This is a genomic window from Humiphilus diazotrophicus (assembly GCF_059726315.1).
This window is the reverse complement of sequence record NZ_AP040870.1, coordinates 3,062,065-3,080,432: the sequence shown is the minus strand read 5'-3', so window position 1 is coordinate 3,080,432 and position 18,368 is coordinate 3,062,065. Positions and strand designations below refer to the sequence as shown.

Sequence of the window (18,368 nt, the reverse complement as noted above, 5' to 3'; positions counted from 1 at the left end):
AGAGATGTCTCTAAAAATAAGAGAGGAAGAAAAAGATGAACAATAGAATAACGAGAATAATAATTTGCTTTGCGCTTACCTATGGCGCTGCTGCCCAAAATACGGTCACCACATCAGGCAGTAATGCCGTCAATTCGGTAGCTAAGTTTTCTGGCAATTCGAATATTGTCGGATCTTCTTCCTTGTATGAATCAAATGGTAATGTCGGAATTGGTACGGCCATTCCTCAGGTTGGCTTGCACATTTATGGACCAGGTTCATCTAACAGATCGCAAATTCGCCTCCAAGATACAGATTCCGGGGGCCTAACGGGATATATTCAGACCTATGATGGTTATCTGTCATTGGGGGAGTCTGGTGGCAGTGCTACTGATCTAGTGTTGAAGGGAGGCAGAGTAGGGATTGTAACAACATCTCCGCAAAATATATTAGACATAGGGGCTATATCGCACGCTGTTAGTCAAACTGGTGGTATTACAATCAGGGACATTTCAAACTACTGGCCTGTAAATTTGAACCTGATCTCAAATATAAATGGTGTTCCTCGTTTTTCTATAGGTGGAATGGGAAGCGGTATGCCAGAGATATTGACTTTGTCTCAGACTGGTAATGTCGGCATCGGCACGACGGCTCCGGCAGCCAAGCTAGATGTTAATGGCAGCATTAATTTGAGTGGCAGTGGAGCCTCGATTACCTTTGCAAATGGTAGCGGTACTCAGACCGTAGCATGGACAGGTTCACTCTGCGGTGGAGATTATGCGGAATCGATAGATTTATCCGATGACCGCACAAAGTATGAGCCTGGAGATGTGCTCATAATCGATCCTAGAGCAAAAGGCAAATTCATAAAAGCAAGTACGCCATATTCGATGGCTGTGGCAGGTGTATATTCCACGAAGCCCGGAGTCGTCGGAAGAAGACAAACTACAGAGAAGAATCCAGATGAAGTTCCAATGGCTGTCGTGGGGATTGTTCCAACGAAGGTGAGTGCTGAGAATGGTGCGATAACACCAGGAGATGTACTGGTTACTTCTGCAACGCCGGGATATGCCATGAAAGGCACAGATCGCAGCCTGTTGACTGGAGCTATTATTGGCAAAGCAATGGATTCCTTGGCTACAGGAACGGGCGTCATAGAAGTATTGATTTCTTTACAGTAGTCCAGTATCGGCTGATATCGCAATGCAAGCGAGGATGGAATGGGGACGAACATATTACGCGGTGGATTTCTTACTGTTTGTTTGATGGCCTTGACTAACGGAGCTACAGCACAGACAACAAATCCTGTCACGACCAATAGAGGAAGTGCGAATATTATCCCAGTAGTCACTTCGAGTTCGAATATAGAAAATTCCGTAATTACCCAATATAACGGAGATATTGGAATTGGTACGACGAAGCCTGTTGCTCGGCTACAAGTAGGTACAACAGGGATCTACTCTGGCAATCCCATACAGAACATCGCCTCGTATTTCGTTGACCCTTACAAGGACACGAACAATACGAAGCAGCTGAATGTCATTGGTTTTTGCTGCAACTTCAGTCGATACATCCGATATTTATTCTCAGACTAACGGGGAAAGTTATAAGAATTGGTTTATAGGTACGCGGAGCCAGAATCAGTATTACACCGCCCCAAATTAGAGGAGCAGAACGGTTGACTGTGGATACGAGCAGTAACATGGGCATTGGTACAACATCGCCTGGATATAAGCTCGACGTGGTTGGTCAAATTCATACTTCAGGCTCGATTGTCTTTTCGGACAACAGCACCCAGAGTACCGCGTGGACAGGTTCACTCTGTGGAGGAGATTATGCACAGTCGGTGGATGTCTCCGATGATCGTACAAAATGCGAGCCAGGTGATGTGCTAGGTCTGTGACCGCGAAGAGAGGTATAGAGAAAGGTACTTGGAAAATAATGGAGCGAGATTCAAATTGGAGGTATGAGGAAGACAGAGAAGACGCAAGTTGAGTTGGAGAAAAAGGATCGGCAAAAGATAAGGGAGCTTCTCAGCAAGGGCCGAGAGTCGGCGCGAGTGTTGCGCCGGGGGCTAATTTTGCAGCAATTGGACCAGGGACAGAGAGTGATGCAGGTAGCTGGTAATTTGAGCGTGGCAGCAAAGACAGTAAGAGCCATTGCTATGCGGTACAAGAGGGAAGGATTGGAGTCAGCCTTGCATGAAAAGCCGCGACCAGGCAAGCAGCCCTTGCTGACTACAGCGCAAAGCCAGCGGATTATCGCAATGGTATGTGGTGCGGCACCAGAAGGCCAGGCGCGGTGGAGTGTACGCTTGATCGCTGCAGAAGCAATCAAGCGAAAGCTGGTAACAACAGTAGGTCGAGAAACAATTCGCATACTGCTACAAAGCCACGAACTGAAGCCGTGGCGAGAAAAAAAGCTGGTGTATCACAGAGCTGAATAAGGAGTATGTCTGCCGAATGGAAGAGGTGCTGGAGGTGTATGAGAAGCCACTTTCGGCGACCGAACCGGTAGTCTGCGTGGATGAAAAGCCGGTGGTCTTGCACGCCGAGGTTCGCCCGCCGCATCCCATGCAACCCGGACGAGTCACCCGGCGAGATTGCGAATATGAGCGCCGTGGCACCGTCAACGCATTTTGCGGGGTGGAACCCAAAGCAGGACGACACTTTACCAAAATCACGCCAAACCGTTGTTCGCAGGAGTTTGCCGATTACCTGGTAGAGATCATAGCCAGCTATCCAGAGGCTGACACGATCCATTTGGTAATGGACAATCTAAGTACGCATCATCGCAAAGCCCTGGTGGATCGTTACGGAGAGAAGATCGGAAGTCTGCTGTGGGATTGTTTCACCGTGCATTACACCCCGAAACATGGCAGTTGGCTGAATCAGGCAGAGATTGAGATCAGCCTGTTCAGTCGCCAATGTCTGGGGATCCGCAGAATCCCCTCCTTGGAAGACCTACAGCGAGAAACTGCCGCATGGAACCGCAAGATGAATCGTGAACGCACCACTATCGGCTGGAAATTTACTCGCACTAAGGCACGCCGAAAATTCGGCTATTCAAAGAACAACATCTCACGGTCAGAGACCTAGTCATTGATCCCAATGTAGAGGATAAGATTCTGAAATCTTCCAAATCATATTCAACCTCGGTTACGGGGGGTATATTCCACCAAACCTGGGGTCGTGGACAGAAGACAGACGATACCGAAAAGCTCGGATGAGATTCCAATGGCGATGATAGGTATCGTACCGACTAAGGTGACCGCAGAAAATGGACCTATCAAACCCGGTGATCTTCTGGTCACATCCTCCACCCCGGGATATGCCATGAGAGGAACAGATCGGGGCCGAATGCCGGGTGCGGTAACAGGGAAGGCCTTTGGGCGTCTTAATTCTGGAACAGGTGTGATTGAGGTGGCGATTACGCTGCAATGATTAAATACTTCAAGCTTGAACAAGGAAATGGAGCAGAGGCATCAAGATGCATAAGAATGTAAGTCTGGTTTGGGTGCTTGCGGCGCTAATGATATTCATTCCTGTATTGAAAGCACAGACAACAAATACGTTCCCCTTAAGTGGTAACGTCGGGATTGGCACGACGTCACCAAGCGCCACGCTGCAAGTATATAGCAATGAAGGTGGCGCTTCGACACTTCAAGGGGTTGTGTTTACTGCTGTCGATACAGGTATAAGCAATAGCGTCACATTTCATTCAAAAGGAAGCGTGGGCGTTGAAAGTGATCGCGCGTTGATCAATGCTGTGGGGAATGGTGCGTCTGCGTTGTATGTGAGAGGAGACGGCAATGTCGGCATCGGAACAACGGTGCCTGGGGCATCATTACAAGTCGGAATTACACCGTATGCAACATCAAGCTATGTTTCGCTACCTGCGATTATTGCAGGGACGCCCGGCCCCCAGCGGCCTCGGGGACTTTGCAAAGCAATGGAAGTCTTAGGTTATCAACCAATACAGGAAATTCGCAAGTGCTCGACCTTGGTTTATATAACTCTGGCTCATACGGGGCGTGGATTCAGGCCTCTAATGCTGGAGCTCTAGCGGGTGGATCTGTGCTTATTTTTAACCCCAATGGCGGTAGTGTAGGCATCGGGACGACATCACTCGGTTCCAATTACAAGCTAGATGTCGCAGGGACGATACATACGTCAGGATCGGTGGTGTTCGGGGACGGAAGTACCCAGAGCACGGCATGGACGGGGTCCTTATGCGGAGGTGATTATGCGGAGTCTGTGGATGTGACGGGAGATCGGGCTAAGTATGAGCCTGGAGATGTCTTAGTATTGGATCCAGCCAATCCTGGAAAAGTCCTCAAATCGATTGAGCCCTATTCTACGTTTGTGTCAGGCATATATTCGACGAAACCAGGTGTAGTGGGCAGGAGGCAACTCACGGAGAAGACAGCGTCAGAAGTTCCCATGGCTATGGTAGGAATAGTGCCTACAAAAGTCAGTACGGAAAACGGCTCGATTCGGATTGGAGATCTTCTTGTTACTTCTTCCACATCAGGTTACGCCATGAAGGGAACTGATCACAGTCGCATGCTCGGAACGGTAATTGGCAAGGCAATGGGAAATCTTGATTCAGGGAACGGTGTAATCGAAGTGCTGGTTTCTTTGCAATAGTAGCTTCGTAAAGACGCATTGGCTGTAGAAATCTCAAAAGGAAGTTGATACGAAAAAGGTACGAGTGATGAGAAAGATGATATTGGGGATTCTCCTCTGTTCGAGCCTTGCATTAAATGCAACTGCGCAGAATACAGTTACCACTTCAGGGGGCACGACATCTACAATTCCAATATTCACTGGAAATTCGACAATCGGCAATTCACCCATCACTACCACTAGTTCCGGTAATGTCGGAATCGGAACGATAAACCCCGCCTACAAACTTGATATTGAGGGAGGTGCTTTCAATGTGAATAATGGAGGTGCCCACTTTACCTATAACGGCGGGGCCGACATAACATTTGCGTATCCTGGACGTGGTGTCGGAGGCCGTGCATTTGTAGCTGATGAAAACAATTCACTGACAATCAACTACGGAGGAGATTTTACTGGAGGCACGAACATAGGAACAGGGGTGCGCTTTGCCAACTCGGGTACCTCCTACATTAACTCCGGGAATCTAGGCATTGGAAAGAGCAGTCCGGTTTATCCACTAGATGTTGCTGGCGATATTAATACATCCGGCATCCTTCGCACTAACGGCGCGGGCTTTCAAACATTCTTTCAACAATCACCAGCGGGCGGACTGAATGGTTTGAACGTCGTTGGGGCACTTGCCAATTTTGATGGGTACGGCGGTCCAGTCCCTAATTTCCCGACTGCTTCATGGAATGTATCTGTTATTTCTGTTGGGAATTCTGTTCGCGGACTTCAAATCGGCCAAGGGTATTCCGATGGATCCCCTTGGTATCGTGTAGGAAATGAGAATTGGAGTCCTTGGTACAACTTTATTACCACGCAAAACTACACCAACGTTACAGGTATATCTTACGGCAACGGTAACGTTGGCATCGGTACGACAATCCCTAGTTCGAACTACAAACTCGACGTTGCCGGGAATGTCCATACCTCGGGTTCTGTAGTATTCGGTGATGGAAGCACACAGGCAACGGCATGGACAGGTTCTCTTTGCGGTGGGGATTACGCGGAATCAATAGATGTTTCAGATGACCGAAAGAGTTATGAACCGGGCGATGTGCTGGTAATTGATCCCAAAACAAAAGGAAAGTTCCTCAAGGCGAACGCCGCTTATTTGACAACGGTCGCGGGTGTTTTTTCCACCAAGCCCGGAGTAGTTGGACGAAGACAGACTTCTGAAAAAAGTGCTAATGAGATTCCCATGGCTGTTGTGGGTATCGTACCAATTAAGGTGAGTGCTGAAAACGGAGCAATCGAGCCTGGAGACATTTTAGTTACGTCCTCGATTCCTGGATATGCGATGAAGGGTACAGATCATAGTCGGATGTTTGGAGCAGTCATTGGTAAAGCGATGGATTCTCTTGTTTCCGGTACAGGGATAATCGAGGTACTGGTCACGCTGCAGTAGTTGGTATTACTAGGAACACAGCAAAGAAGATGAAAGAGAAAGGCTTGCAAGCATGGGGAAACATATAAAGTTTATATTGGCGATCTCGGTTCTGACCATGATTGCCGGTACGGCAGAAGCACAGACAACGAATATCTTTCCCGGGAATGGCAATGTAGGGATCGGTACAACATCTCCGAATGCGAATTTGACAGTCGGTGGCCTAGGTTCAAGCTACCGCATTCAACTGGATGGTAGCGTAGGTAATATTTTGGGATTTGGCAATGGAGAATATTCTGGGACGACCCCTGTATATGACACTCACATTGTCAATACCTTTGATTATCGATCGCCATCGGGCAATCAAATGAGATTCAATCTATCTTCTGGAGTGAATACGGTTGCAAATAATGTGCTGGTTCTCCAAGGAAATGGCAACGTTGGTATCGGCACAGCATCTCCGAACGCTAATCTAACGGTTGGTACTCTAAATGGGGCCAAAAATGGAAGTTATCGTATTCAGCTGGATGGCAATGCAAGTAACATTCTAGGATTTGGCAATGGAGAATATTCTGGAACCACCCCTCTGTATAACACGACCATTATCAACACATTGTCTACATCATCTTCCGGAAACAGCATGGCATTCAACATAGCCTCAGGAACTGGAACCGTCTCCAATAATGTTCTCGTTCTGAACGGTAGTGGGAATGTGGGCATTGGCACGTCGACTCTCGGTCCTAATTACAAGCTAGATGTCGCTGGGACGATACACACATCAGGATCCGTAGTGTTTGCGGACGGAAGTACCCAGAGTACGGCTTGGACGGGCTCCTTATGCGGAGGTGATTATGCAGAGTCTGTGGATGTGACGGGAGATCGAACGAAGTACGAACCTGGAGATGTATTGGTGATAGATCCTGAGATTTCAGGCAAGTTTCTGAGGTCGGGCGAGCCATATTCAACCGCAGTTACTGGGATCTATTCCACTAATCCAGGTGTAGTTGGAAGACGGCAGACGACACCGAAGATCCCCGATGAAGTACCAATGGCTATGATCGGCATTGTTCCTACGAAAGTAAGCGCTGAGAACGGTCCGATTCGGCGGGGAGATCTGTTGGTGACCTCATCGACGATGGGATATGCGATGAAAGGTACTGATCGTAGCCGCTTGACTGGAGCGGTAATAGGCAAGGCACTCGATAATCTTGAATTGGGCAAAGGCATTATCGAGGTGGTTGTAACCTTGCAGTAGCCCCGCAGACAATAACGGGGAATGGAAGGATGTGGAAAGATGAATCGGCACGGCAGTCTACTCTGGATGAGTTTAATATTTATGTGCGTCTCAGCGGCGGCGCAGGTGACGACGGATAGCAGCATCACTGCGAACACGGTTCCGTATTTCAAGACTTCTACCGAATTGAGCAATTCTCCTATTGCTATCAGTGGTAATAACGTTGGGGTTGGCACGACGAATCCCCAGGCAAGGCTTGATATCGTTGGGGGTGATCTACATATTAATTCGGGTGATCTCGACCCGGGGAATAATCACATTTTCTGGACTAGCCACGGCTTGGTTATGGGAACAGAGCCCGGCGATTATGCCTATAACCTGCTTACTCTGCAACCGGGTGGCTCAACCCAAGGTGCGCTTGCTTCCTCGTTGGCCTTGAATGCTGCAAGTGCTTCGACAACACCCATCTATACAACAGGAGTGTTCCTAACCGCTGCAGGTACTAGTTATCTCAATAGTGGCAACGTGGGCATCGGCACTATAGCTCCAATAAATCGGCTGAATGTTGCCGGTGATTACAATTGGACGCCTTGTCCGTCTTGTAACGACTCGGGTGCACAGCTGGTGCTGTCAGGAAGTTCCAATCCGAATCAGAGACTAATGATCGGATATAACACCACAAGTAACTTTGGTTTTATTCGTTCTGTAATTTCGGGAACAGGTGTAACTTCTCTGGCCTTGAATCCTGACGGAGGCAACGTGGGCATCGGCACAACGAGCCCGGGATATCCTTTGACTGTGAATGGGCAGATTAGCTCCAACGGCTATTGCCTCGGGGGAAGTTGCATCTCCTCGTGGCCCACGACAGTATCGAATACTTGGACCGGAACTCAGACATTTACAGGTGGCATTACAGTTGGTGGTTCGATCAATAACAATGCAATGAATTACGGAGACCTTGGCAACGGTCTCAGTGCTGGTTCCTTAAACTGGCTTCATACTGGTGAAGATTGGGGTTGGAATTCCATTTCATCTGCAGGCAATAATGGGTTGCTAGTCGCTACAAATCAGACGAACGGTATAGCTTTTCAAGTTTCCTCGGGCACCTTCAATCCCTCAACTATCTCCTGGGCTAACCATCTCCTCACGGTTCTCGGAACCGGTAACGTGGGCATCGGCACGACGAATCCTCAGGCCAAATTGGATGTGAACGGCAATATCAATTTGAGTGGCAATGGTGCATCGATTACCTTTCCAAACGGTGGGGGCACCCAGACCGTAGCATGGACAGGTTCTCTTTGTGGGGGAGATTATGCAGAGTCGGTGGATGTCTCCGATGATCGTACAAAATACGAACCGGGCGACGTACTAGTGATTGATCCGAACGTCGAGGGCAAGATTCTGAAATCCTCGGAATCTTATTCGACCTCGGTTACCGGGATATATTCCACCAAACCTGGGGTTGTAGGCAGGAGACAAACAACGCCGAAAAGCTCAGATGAGATTCCTATGGCAATGATCGGTATTGTGCCGACTAAAGTGACCGCCGAAAACGGATCTATCAGACCAGGAGATCTTCTGGTTACGTCCTCTATCCCGGGATATGCCATGAGAGGGACGGATCGCGGTCGCATGCTAGGTGCAGTAATAGGGAAAGCCTTTGGGCATCTTAATTCTGGAACAGGTGTCATTGAGGTGGCGGTTACGTTGCAATGATTAAAAACTTCAAACTTGAACAGGGAGATGGAGCAGAGGCATCAAGATGCATAAGAGTGTAAGGCCGGCTTTTGTGTTTGCAGCGCTAATGATATTCAGCTCTGTATTGAAAGCGCAGACGACAAATGCGTTTCCGTTAAGTGGTAATGTCGGGATTGGAACGACATCATCACTATCATACCCGCTCCAAGTTGTTAGAAATACGAATGGTGTAGTAGCTTCATTTGGAAACAGCAGCAGTGCCGGTTACTTTTGGAGCGGTTCAAACGGAGATTTCTATTTCTCAGGAGACGCAGGCGCCAATACTGGATATTTTGTGAACAGTGTATCTGGCACACTAGGGCTGTTTACAGGCGGGATTAAGCGCCTGTCTGTTGGCCCTACAGGAAATGTCGGGATCAATACGAATGTGGCGCAATCCGCAAGTACTGGTTTTGGCGTCAGCGGTTCCGATAATCACTTTATAAATATTTATCCGAGCTTAGGACATACAAGCTTCAATAACATCGTGCAAGCTGGCGACAAGGCCATCATTTATGGAAATGGGAGCGTCGGTGATGCAGGAGGTTTTGTCATCGCTCCATGGACCGCGACTGCATCAGGACTACGAATGGATGCTAGTGGCAACGTCGGCATCGGCACGACGGCTCCCGGAGCCAAGCTAGAGGTTGCTGGCAGCGTGAAGGTGAGTGGTAGTGGTAGCTCTATTACCTTCTCCGATGGAAGCACCCAAAGTACAGCGTGGACAGGTTCTCTCTGCGGTGGTGATTATGCGGAATCGGTTGATGTTTCTGACGATCATAAAAGCTATGCGCCAGGCGATGTGCTGGTCATCGATCCGAACCATCCTGGGAAATTTCTGAAATCTAGCGAACCTTATTCGACGGCTGTTCTCGGAATTTATTCCACCAAACCCGGAGTTCTTGGCAGGAGGCAAACAAGCGAAAAGAGTCCCGATGAGGTTCCCATGGCGATGGTGGGTATCGTGCCAACCAAAGTGAGTGCAGAAAATGGCCCCATTAAACCTGGGGATTTACTGGTTACGTCCTCCCTTGCGGGATATGCCATGAAGGGAACAGATCATAGCCGAATGTTTGGAGCCGTATTGGGCAAAGCACTAGGGTCATTAGATTCTGGTAAAGGCATTATTGAAATTGGAATCATACTGCAGTAACTGTTGCTATTAGCCGGAATCAAAATTCAATGGAAGAAACGAATGGGATGAAGGGCATATGAATAAGGGGCAAACTGTACATCTGGCTTGGTTAGGCTTGTTGCTGATAATCTGCAATGGAATATCGATATCGCAAACAACAAACATATTTCCACCAAACGGTAGCGTCGGGATCGGCACGACAAATCCTGTCGGAAAGCTTGAAGTTGATCATTATTTCAATGAATCCGGCCCCGCAGTGTACTTCTATCAGCCACAAGCCTCTTGGGGATCTATAGATTTGTTTAACTCTTTTCGCTACATCCAAACTAATTCCGCTGCCACTGATGGGAAGTTTAAAACCTTTAATGTTGGGGGTGGAGGCATGGCCATCGGATACGGAATAACACCTGTTTATGGCAGCAGCGATGCTCTATATGTGAATGGCAAGGTCGGTATTGGGACTGTAACCCCGACTGAGATGCTGACAGTTAACGGTAACATCCAATCCATTCTTGACAACGGTACAATTACTGGACGCAATGTTGCAGGTCTTGTTTCACTTGGTTATTCCGGTCCAACAGGAGCGCAGAACTGGGCGTTACGTGGGGTATACCAATACGCAAACGGGGTGAATTCAAATGCAGTAGGTGGCGATCTTGATGTCATCAAGTCGCTGAATGCTAACACGATCCTTGCCACCAAAACCGACGGAACACCCCTCGGCAATGTAGGCATTGGCACGACGAGCCCGGCCCAGAAGCTCGAGGTGGCGGGAAGTATCCAGGTGGATGGCAGTATCGTCTTTCCGAACGGCGGAGGAACGCAGAGCGTCGCGTGGACCGGCTCGTTATGCGGAGGAGATTATGCTGAATCTGTAGATGTAGCAGGTGATCGGAAATCCTATGAGCCTGGGGATGTCCTGGTGATCGGTGCGGATGATTCGTCGGATGTGGTCAAGGCCGTCGAGCCTTACTCGACTATGGTAGCCGGGATTTACTCCACGAAGCCTGGAGTAATAGGCAGAAGACAAGCTGCAGATCAGGCAAAGAGTAAAACAGAAATTCCCATGGCGATGGTTGGAATTGTGCCAACCAAGGTCAGTGCAGAAAATGGCCCGATTCGGCGAGGAGATCTGCTTGTTACTTCCTCAACACTGGGACATGCAATGAAAGGAATAGACCGCAGTCGCATGCTGGGAGCAGTGATCGGCAAGGCCATGGGTAGCCTGGAATCGGGAACCGGGGTGATAGAGGTGTTAGTTACTTTACAATAATGATTCTCTTACTGCACTGAGCAGATAAAGCAAGAATTGGATGAAAAAGATTGGCAGACGAGAAGGCCTCGTGGGTTTTTGCAGGTAGTCTTTGCTTCAGATGCTATGGCGTAAACGACAACGCTAGTTAGAATAACTACCGCCGGTGGGGCGGTTTTTGCTGAAGGGAGCCGATAGGCACAATGGTCTGATTGCCGCGATGGCTGACAGTTTCCAGGACAAGCGGCGATCGGGCAACGTGGATTAATTGTTGGAAGGATTGCCCGCTCAGAAGGTATTCTCTCTGGCTTCTGGATACCCAAATGCCAACGATGTTGGACGCCTGGTAGGGGTTCGATTCACAAGATGCTATTAGAGCGTAATCCTATTACTGGGATGGATTTAGTATCGCAGTCAACGATGTCGGGTTTCGAGAACCCCGCGGGAGTCAAGAAACTTTACCTTCAGGGAGAAGCGTTGCTGTCCAAGTGATCCAGCGTCATGCCAAGCGTTTTAGCGGCCGTGCTCGCCGTATTGCTGCCTGCATCTGCCTATGCTTTGATCCAAGAACTGCGCCTCCAAGCGGCTAGCGGCGATAGAGTCTGCGTCCGGCTCTTGCCCTCACATCTTGCCAGGATAGCTCCGTCTTTAACGATCAAAAATCCGATCCCTACCTTTCAGCTAATAGCCTAAAGGAGAGTTCTGCCTCAAAACTGCTCCGCCCTCTCCCCTCATGGACTCAAAGAATATAGAAGGCTATATAGGTACTACATTTTTAACAAAACTCTCTCTTCTACCTGCTTTTTAGCAACCTTCCCCGCAAACCATATTCCCATGCTCTCGTGAATAATGCAGGTTAGTACTGTTATATGTCGATTGTGTTCCCATTCCAGACATTCTTGTTACATGACGGGACCTATAGAGATAGAATCTATATCCACTATCAATATGAAGCATTGAATTGGCAGGAGAGAAAGCTACGGGAGTTATGAAAAAGTTAATCTTGACGAGCATCCTTTACTCAACATGCATGCTGACCGGGTTTGCGCAGACGACAGTTACCACATCTGGAGGAACGTCAAACAGAATCCCGGTTTTTACAAACGGTTCTGCAATCGGGAACTCATTAATTAATCAATTGAATGATAGCAGCCTGCAGCTTGGGATATCGACACCCGGTAATATAGCAGTGCCAATGCAGGGCGAGACTTCTCACACGCAGCTCGTATTTCCAAGTTGGAGAGATATTGTTCCGGATACAATCGGCGCCAAAATCGCTGCTGTCAACAGGAATATTTACGCTGATAGCAATGCGCTTGTCCAGAATACCGATCTCACCTTTTTCACGTTAGGTACTACTCCGGATTCTAGAGATAATACAGTTGAGGTGCTGAGATTAAGTAATACTGGAGGGATCCAGGCAAATGTGAGAATCGGAGGTATCACTAGTGGCAATATTGGCGTTCCAATGCAGGCTGAAACATCACGCCATCAGATCTTGTTCTCCAGTTGGAGAGATATTGTTCCGGATACAATTGGAGCAAAAATTGCAGCGATCAACAAAAATATATATGCCACAAATAATGCGCTGGTCCAGAATACCGAACTGGCATTTTTTACACTGGGCACGACTCCAGGTTCAAATGACAATACGGCTGAAGTGCTGCGGTTAAGCAATACTGGAGGCACTCAGACCAATGTGAGAATCGGCGGAACGATCAGCGGGAATATAGGGGTACCGATGCAAGCCGAGACATCTCGTCACCAAATTCTGTTTTCCAGCTGGAGAGACGTCGATCAGGACACCATTGGGGCGAAGATCGTTGCTATTAATAAGAATGTTTATGCCGAGAATAATGCTCGTGTCCAAAATACCGATCTCGCTTTCTATACCTTGGGTACAACTCCAGGAAACTTCGATAACACCTCTGAGGTGATGCGAATCACGAATACCGGAAACATTCAGTTAGCCAGCGGTCGCGGTGGCTCAATTATTTTCTCCGATGGGACAAGTCAAAGTACCGCGTGGACAGGATCTCTCTGTGGGGGAGATTATGCTGAGTCCATCGACGTTTCTGATGACCGGAAGGCGTATGAACCGGGCGATGTATTAATCATTGATCCCAAGGTCAAAGGAAAGTTCATCAAGGCAAATACACCGTATTCCACGGCGGTGGCCGGGGTCTATTCAACAAAACCTGGAGTTGTCGGGCGCAGACAATCCAGCGCCAAGAGCCTAGATGAGATTCCCCTGGCGGTTATTGGAATTGTTCCAACAAAGGTCAGTGCAGAGAATGGCCCGATTGAACCGGGAGATATCCTTGTAACCTCTTCGATTCCGGGATATGCGATGAAGGGTACGGACCGTAGTCTATGGACAGGAGCTATTGTTGGCAAGGCTATGGACACATTGTCTTCTGGTTCGGGGATTATTGAAGTGTTGGTCTCCTTGCAATAACTGCATGAGCTGAATATGCCTCTGTCGGCGGCTTCTTATATTAGGGGCTCACAATAATTGCTGAGGCTTCTTGTGAGAAGAGTACTTGAGCCTACGGGAAGTCTTTACGAAGGAGAGAAGCCCTTTGTGAAGCCGATTTTCTCTATACCATAGCTGCGTTTCTTGGTGTCCAGTCTTCGAACATTGGGCTCTATTAGTTTGTAGGTGCCCATCCTTGTCAAAGTCGAAAATTGTCAGAATACTTGCCGAACTAAAAGTTTATGCAAATTTTCCTTTGTTCTGAGTTGAGTTTATAGAAGGATGTGATTATGAAACGGATTAAGAGAAGGGCTTTGGCGGGCTTTCTCATGGTGCTATTGTCCTTCACTGTCGTAGGGGCTATTTCAGAAAAGATTCGCAGCGAGAAGGCAACGGTGCGATTTTGGGCTCGAGGAACCGCTATTCACGGTGGATGGGCAGGGAACCAGGACACTTATCTGGTTGAATTGAGGCTAAAGAATTCATCTCAATCTGTTCTGGCCAAGTTCATTGATGAATATCCTAGCTATGCGGCTCCGATTAGCAAAAGTCTACTATCTTCAGCAAACGGAAGTGCCTTCAAAGTCAGGCGTCGAGACAATTGCGATGTTCCCTATGGGCAGATGCTTCTACGGACGGCGCCGGATGATGATATGGTAATTCTCCCGGAGAAATTACAGTTTCAACCACAATTACCTCAGTCACTGGAAACGCGAGCTGTGCTTCCGTGTTACCAACGCGTGAGATGATGCTCGGGATTGATCGTGGCAAGATTAGCAACTACCAGAAAGCGAAAACATAGATTATGAGAAAGCTAGTCATAGTCGGATTCCTATATTTTGTGAACATGTTCGGTGCTGCCGCACAGAACATCTATCCTCCAAATGGCAATGTCGGGATTGGAACCAACTCGCCAGGTTTCCCACTTCAAGTGATTGGTGAGGCTGCAAGCTTGGGCACCAATGCGGGTTTCAGAGTCGACAGCTCAAATGGGGACAACGTGAATGGTGCTCCCTGGTATGGCCTAGGCAAGAGTACGGTTAATCTCTGGCCCGGTTATCCAAATGCTGTCCAGTTGGCAGGGTATTGGGGGTTGGCTTTTCAGACCAATGGCGGCCGCATGGTGATTCGCGGTGATAGCGGAAATGTTGGAATAGGCACTGCGAGTCCTAACGCACCATTAACAGTTCAAGGTCCAAATTTGGGAACGTCTTCAGGCAGCATTGCAGATCTGTTGTCACTCAACAACGGTAATGGCAATAGCAGCTTTCTTGATATCTACCAGTTGCGTAATAGCAATGGGGCAGACTGGATGTCGACCACAACGAGAATTCGACAGGTGATCGATCAAACCGGCATGGGGTATATCGACTTCAACCCTCCTAATGGAAGCTACGGAATTGCTTTTGGGAGTGGTGTCTGTTGCGGAAGTACGAGTGCTGCAAATGAATACATGAGAATTACTGCCGGGGGTAACGTTGGAATTGGTACAACAGGCCCTGGTGCCAAGCTCGAAGTAAATGGCGGGGTGAAACTGACCAGTGGGAGTGGGGGATCCATCATTTTTGCCGATGGCAGTACTCAAACTTCGGCATGGACGGGATCTCTATGCGGTGGCGATTATGCTGAGTCTGTCGATGTCTCCGATGATCGTAGGAAATATGAGCCAGGAGATGTACTCGTGATTGATCCAAATATGGAAGGCAAGTTCCTCAAATCATCCGAGCAATATTCCACTGCGGTTGCCGGGATATATTCGACGAAACCGGGCGTTGTTGGTAGAAGACAGACAAACGTGAAGAATGCCGATGAAATTCCCATGGCGGTTGTTGGTATCGTTCCGACCAAGGTAAGCGCGGAGAATGGTGCAATTCGTCCGGGAGACATATTGGTCACTTCGTCGACTCCTGGATATGCCATGAAGGGGACGGATCGCAGCTTGTGGACTGGAGCCATTGTGGGGAAAGCCATGGGCTCTCTTGTTTCAGGCTTTGGCATAGTTGAGGTTTTGGTATCTCTGCAGTAGCTATTTGGGCTGTCTAATCGCCAAGACTACGCGACAATTGGAAGTCCTAGATCTTGGTGAAGTGAAGATTCCCATTTTAGTTGCCCGAAATCTGGTCGATTCGTAAGGGCGAGAAAGCGAAGATCTCTGGGTACATCTCTTCTCTTTTGAGCTTCAATTAACAATGCGCCCTGAATTTGATTGCCAGGAGGCAATATCGAACCTGAATTTGGCCATCTCTTTGTATATACTCCTTGACAAATCATAGAGATCCACGTAAATCTATCCACAATATTAAGATTGCTTCAGTACTGCGTGTGTCGGTATTACATAGAACTATCTCGATAGAGGCAACCAGTAAGGAGAGTTGTCAGAATGAAGAGCCATTCTCTGCAAGTATCGCGACAGGTAAGTTATGTGTGACCATAGTCGCATTGCTGTTAAAAGCATTCCTCTTGCTCTCCATTGACGCATTTAGATACCTCTCGATGCAATGAAGCACCACATAAATGTTTACAGTTGTCCAAACAGAGAAAATACGAAGGTTGTTGAGAGGAAGAATGTATTTAGATCTCCCATCCGAACATTTGACGCGTAGAGGTTTTGCACCCCGGCAGTTTTTTTTTGAATATGCGGTTTTAGCAGTCCTTATTTGTACCACGGTGTACGGTCAGACGATAGGGAATCCCAATCAGATCGGAATTGTTGGCTATGGAACCTATGAGGATTCGGATATTGATTCAGTTAACATGTCGAATGGAAATCTAAATATCCATATCCCGCTATACTCCATACCTCAAAAAGGAAAACTTTCTCTGAGCTTTTCGCTTCGCAGCAACGGCACCGCATATAGAGCTTTCAGATCCTGTGACAACGACATGAACAATTGTAGCGTACGCTACATGTTGGATCGAGATGCATTTGTATATCGGTCTTTTGACCAAGCATTGTCAGTTAATCACGGGGGAGATGATTTTCTTTTTAATGACTCAAATACCAGTCATGTAGATATCTTTTATGGGCATACCAACATACACAAGGTAACTGATGCCTCCGGCGCAGAGCACGTTCTTGGTTATGATTCATCAACTGATAATGTGAGATTGCATTCCTTCGATGGTTCTGGGTTGCTAGAGATTTTAACAGATAGCAATGGATATAAAAACGGAGCTACAGGAACGCTCTATACTTCGGACGGAACAGAATACGCGAGCAACGATACAACAAATACCTCGACCATCACCGATACCTCAGGCAATCAACTTGTCGTATCTAGGGAACCTCTGAAAAACATTGAGTTATTAAGTAGCGGGCTAAGTTTTTAACATAACCAACCCAAAGCAGCGTTTTCTGCGGTGATTCCTCTTCTCGTTTTTGTTCACTGGAGGTTCACAAGACCTCCAGTGGACACACTACGCCCCTTGAGGGGCAAGCCGCTGGTTGATCTTCGCCAACCGTTTACGGTTCTGATAAAGATTGACCAGGGCAAAGGCAGCACACAACCATTCGTGGTTCTTCTTTAAGCCACGATAACGAACTTTCACCAAGCCGAAGATACGTTTGAGGATACGGAAGGGCCATTCTACCTTGGCTCGCACCCGCGATTTGCTCCGATTCCTGCGCTTTTGCTCTTCGTCCACACCCGCCTTGGTTTTCACCCGCCGCGAGGTCATGTCTTGTGCTCCCGGTGCGGCTTGGTGAATCTTATCGCTCTGTCCTTGATAGCCCGCGTCTCCCCAGACTTTCTTCTCCTCCCCGTGCAATAAGTCCCCCAGCATATGCACATCGGAGACCGAAGCCGCTGTCGTACAAAGCGAATGCACGATGCCCGCTTTCGCATCCACCCCGATATGGGCTTTGATTCCGAAGTACCACTGATTTCCCTTCTTGGTCTGATGCATCTCCGGATCGCGCTCTTTCTTCTCGTTCTTCGTCGAGGTCGGTGCGTGAATAATCGTCGCATCCACGATGGTGCCGGTGCTGATACGAATGCCTTTGCTCTCCAGATACAGGTTCACCGTATCCAGCATCTGCCCGCACAGTTGATGGGCTTCCAATAAGTGGCGGAAGTTGAGAATCGTGGTTTCATCCGGCGCCGGCGCTCGGCCCAGATCAATTCCGGCGAAGCGGCGCATCACTGCCGATTCATAGAGCGCGTCTTCCACTGCTGGATCCGACAGAGCAAACCACTGCTGCAAAAAGTAGACCCGCAGCATGATCCCAAGACCCACAGGTTTGCGCCCTTGTTCTCCCTTCGAATAATACGGTGCAACCAGTCTCAGCAGTTCGCTCCATGGCATCGCCGCCTCCATCTCTTCCAGAAACTGTTCCCGCCGTGTCTTCTTCGCATAACGTTGGAACTCTGCTTGATGGGCCAATGTCATCTGTTGCATCCGTGATCTTCTCCCCTCTTTCACTTTATCCGCTCCATTCCTGGTTCGGCTAGTTTTTCAGAGGTTCCCTAGGTTAGATAGTAGCCACTACGATATCACC

18 protein-coding genes are annotated in these 18,368 nt (G+C 48.3%); 17 read left to right on the top strand and 1 reads right to left on the bottom strand.

Annotated elements, in window-relative coordinates:
• Positions 1 to 35 precede the first annotated feature (35 nt).
• The 17 genes from AC6I7T_RS13305 (at position 36) to AC6I7T_RS13225 (ending at position 17,200) form a co-directional block, all read left to right on the top strand.
• Complete coding sequence (locus tag AC6I7T_RS13305) at positions 36 to 1,160, top strand: hypothetical protein (protein WP_497793946.1); 1,125 nt, start codon at positions 36 to 38, stop codon at positions 1,158 to 1,160.
• A gap of 39 nt (positions 1,161 to 1,199) precedes the next feature.
• Positions 1,200 to 1,574 carry a hypothetical protein gene (locus tag AC6I7T_RS13300; RefSeq protein ID WP_497793945.1) on the top strand — a complete coding sequence of 125 codons (375 nt, stop codon included), beginning with the start codon at positions 1,200 to 1,202 and terminating at the stop codon, positions 1,572 to 1,574.
• Between the two features lie 89 nt (positions 1,575 to 1,663).
• Positions 1,664 to 1,882, top strand: a complete 219-nt coding sequence (locus AC6I7T_RS13295; RefSeq protein ID WP_497793944.1) for a hypothetical protein — start codon at positions 1,664 to 1,666, stop codon at positions 1,880 to 1,882.
• 63 nt (positions 1,883 to 1,945) lie between these two features.
• Complete coding sequence (locus AC6I7T_RS13290) at positions 1,946 to 2,425, top strand: helix-turn-helix domain-containing protein (RefSeq protein ID WP_497793942.1); 480 nt, start codon at positions 1,946 to 1,948, stop codon at positions 2,423 to 2,425.
• Positions 2,426 to 2,441: 16 nt separating this feature from the next.
• Positions 2,442 to 3,077: an IS630 family transposase gene (locus AC6I7T_RS13285; RefSeq protein ID WP_497792926.1), complete on the top strand. Its 636-nt coding sequence runs from the start codon at positions 2,442 to 2,444 to the stop codon at positions 3,075 to 3,077.
• Between the two features lie 138 nt (positions 3,078 to 3,215).
• Complete coding sequence (locus tag AC6I7T_RS13280; RefSeq protein WP_497793941.1) at positions 3,216 to 3,422, top strand: hypothetical protein; 207 nt, start codon at positions 3,216 to 3,218, stop codon at positions 3,420 to 3,422.
• 46 nt (positions 3,423 to 3,468) lie between these two features.
• Positions 3,469 to 4,044, top strand: coding sequence for a hypothetical protein (locus AC6I7T_RS13275; protein ID WP_497793939.1), 576 nt, complete (start codon positions 3,469 to 3,471; stop codon positions 4,042 to 4,044).
• Positions 4,045 to 4,055: 11 nt separating this feature from the next.
• Positions 4,056 to 4,628, top strand: coding sequence for a hypothetical protein (locus tag AC6I7T_RS13270; RefSeq protein WP_497793938.1), 573 nt, complete (start codon positions 4,056 to 4,058; stop codon positions 4,626 to 4,628).
• Positions 4,629 to 4,695: 67 nt separating this feature from the next.
• Positions 4,696 to 6,057, top strand: a complete 1,362-nt coding sequence (locus tag AC6I7T_RS13265; RefSeq protein WP_497793937.1) for a hypothetical protein — start codon at positions 4,696 to 4,698, stop codon at positions 6,055 to 6,057.
• Between the two features lie 52 nt (positions 6,058 to 6,109).
• Positions 6,110 to 7,291: a hypothetical protein gene (locus AC6I7T_RS13260; RefSeq protein WP_497793936.1), complete on the top strand. Its 1,182-nt coding sequence runs from the start codon at positions 6,110 to 6,112 to the stop codon at positions 7,289 to 7,291.
• A 66-nt stretch (positions 7,292 to 7,357) separates the two neighbouring features.
• Positions 7,358 to 8,986 carry an autotransporter outer membrane beta-barrel domain-containing protein gene (locus AC6I7T_RS13255; protein WP_497793935.1) on the top strand — a complete coding sequence of 543 codons (1,629 nt, stop codon included), beginning with the start codon at positions 7,358 to 7,360 and terminating at the stop codon, positions 8,984 to 8,986.
• Positions 8,987 to 9,302: 316 nt separating this feature from the next.
• A complete protein-coding gene (locus AC6I7T_RS13250) occupies positions 9,303 to 10,160 on the top strand; it encodes a hypothetical protein (protein WP_497793934.1) in 858 nt (285 codons plus the stop codon).
• A gap of 58 nt (positions 10,161 to 10,218) precedes the next feature.
• Positions 10,219 to 11,415, top strand: a complete 1,197-nt coding sequence (locus AC6I7T_RS13245) for a hypothetical protein (protein WP_497793933.1) — start codon at positions 10,219 to 10,221, stop codon at positions 11,413 to 11,415.
• 967 nt (positions 11,416 to 12,382) lie between these two features.
• Positions 12,383 to 13,852, top strand: a complete 1,470-nt coding sequence (locus AC6I7T_RS13240; protein WP_497793932.1) for a hypothetical protein — start codon at positions 12,383 to 12,385, stop codon at positions 13,850 to 13,852.
• Between the two features lie 308 nt (positions 13,853 to 14,160).
• Positions 14,161 to 14,619 carry a hypothetical protein gene (locus AC6I7T_RS13235; protein WP_497793931.1) on the top strand — a complete coding sequence of 153 codons (459 nt, stop codon included), beginning with the start codon at positions 14,161 to 14,163 and terminating at the stop codon, positions 14,617 to 14,619.
• A gap of 56 nt (positions 14,620 to 14,675) precedes the next feature.
• Complete coding sequence (locus tag AC6I7T_RS13230; protein WP_497793930.1) at positions 14,676 to 15,896, top strand: hypothetical protein; 1,221 nt, start codon at positions 14,676 to 14,678, stop codon at positions 15,894 to 15,896.
• A 539-nt stretch (positions 15,897 to 16,435) separates the two neighbouring features.
• A complete protein-coding gene (locus AC6I7T_RS13225) occupies positions 16,436 to 17,200 on the top strand; it encodes a hypothetical protein (protein ID WP_497793929.1) in 765 nt (254 codons plus the stop codon).
• A gap of 87 nt (positions 17,201 to 17,287) precedes the next feature.
• Here AC6I7T_RS13225 and AC6I7T_RS13220 read toward each other — a convergent pair whose 3' ends face one another.
• Entirely contained in the window at positions 17,288 to 18,268 is a 981-nt protein-coding gene (locus tag AC6I7T_RS13220) for an IS5 family transposase (protein ID WP_497793517.1), read from the bottom strand.
• Between the last annotated feature and the right edge of the window lie 100 nt (positions 18,269 to 18,368).

What these genes read in the sequence shown, in the direction of transcription:
- AC6I7T_RS13300 (WP_497793945.1), top strand. Translation starts at nt 1,200, where the DNA reads ATGGGGACGAACATATTACGCGGTGGATTTCTTACTGTTTGTTTGATG.
- AC6I7T_RS13290 (WP_497793942.1), top strand. Translation starts at nt 1,946, where the DNA reads ATGAGGAAGACAGAGAAGACGCAAGTTGAGTTGGAGAAAAAGGATCGG.
- AC6I7T_RS13275 (WP_497793939.1), top strand. Translation starts at nt 3,469, where the DNA reads ATGCATAAGAATGTAAGTCTGGTTTGGGTGCTTGCGGCGCTAATGATA.
- AC6I7T_RS13235 (WP_497793931.1), top strand. Translation starts at nt 14,161, where the DNA reads ATGAAACGGATTAAGAGAAGGGCTTTGGCGGGCTTTCTCATGGTGCTA.
- AC6I7T_RS13280 (WP_497793941.1), top strand. Translation starts at nt 3,216, where the DNA reads ATGGCGATGATAGGTATCGTACCGACTAAGGTGACCGCAGAAAATGGA.
- AC6I7T_RS13220 (WP_497793517.1), bottom strand. Translation starts at nt 18,268, where the DNA reads ATGCAACAGATGACATTGGCCCATCAAGCAGAGTTCCAACGTTATGCG.
- AC6I7T_RS13225 (WP_497793929.1), top strand. Translation starts at nt 16,436, where the DNA reads ATGTATTTAGATCTCCCATCCGAACATTTGACGCGTAGAGGTTTTGCA.
- AC6I7T_RS13260 (WP_497793936.1), top strand. Translation starts at nt 6,110, where the DNA reads ATGGGGAAACATATAAAGTTTATATTGGCGATCTCGGTTCTGACCATG.
- AC6I7T_RS13230 (WP_497793930.1), top strand. Translation starts at nt 14,676, where the DNA reads ATGAGAAAGCTAGTCATAGTCGGATTCCTATATTTTGTGAACATGTTC.
- AC6I7T_RS13285 (WP_497792926.1), top strand. Translation starts at nt 2,442, where the DNA reads ATGGAAGAGGTGCTGGAGGTGTATGAGAAGCCACTTTCGGCGACCGAA.
- AC6I7T_RS13255 (WP_497793935.1), top strand. Translation starts at nt 7,358, where the DNA reads ATGAGTTTAATATTTATGTGCGTCTCAGCGGCGGCGCAGGTGACGACG.
- AC6I7T_RS13305 (WP_497793946.1), top strand. Translation starts at nt 36, where the DNA reads ATGAACAATAGAATAACGAGAATAATAATTTGCTTTGCGCTTACCTAT.
- AC6I7T_RS13240 (WP_497793932.1), top strand. Translation starts at nt 12,383, where the DNA reads ATGAAAAAGTTAATCTTGACGAGCATCCTTTACTCAACATGCATGCTG.
- AC6I7T_RS13245 (WP_497793933.1), top strand. Translation starts at nt 10,219, where the DNA reads ATGAATAAGGGGCAAACTGTACATCTGGCTTGGTTAGGCTTGTTGCTG.
- AC6I7T_RS13265 (WP_497793937.1), top strand. Translation starts at nt 4,696, where the DNA reads ATGAGAAAGATGATATTGGGGATTCTCCTCTGTTCGAGCCTTGCATTA.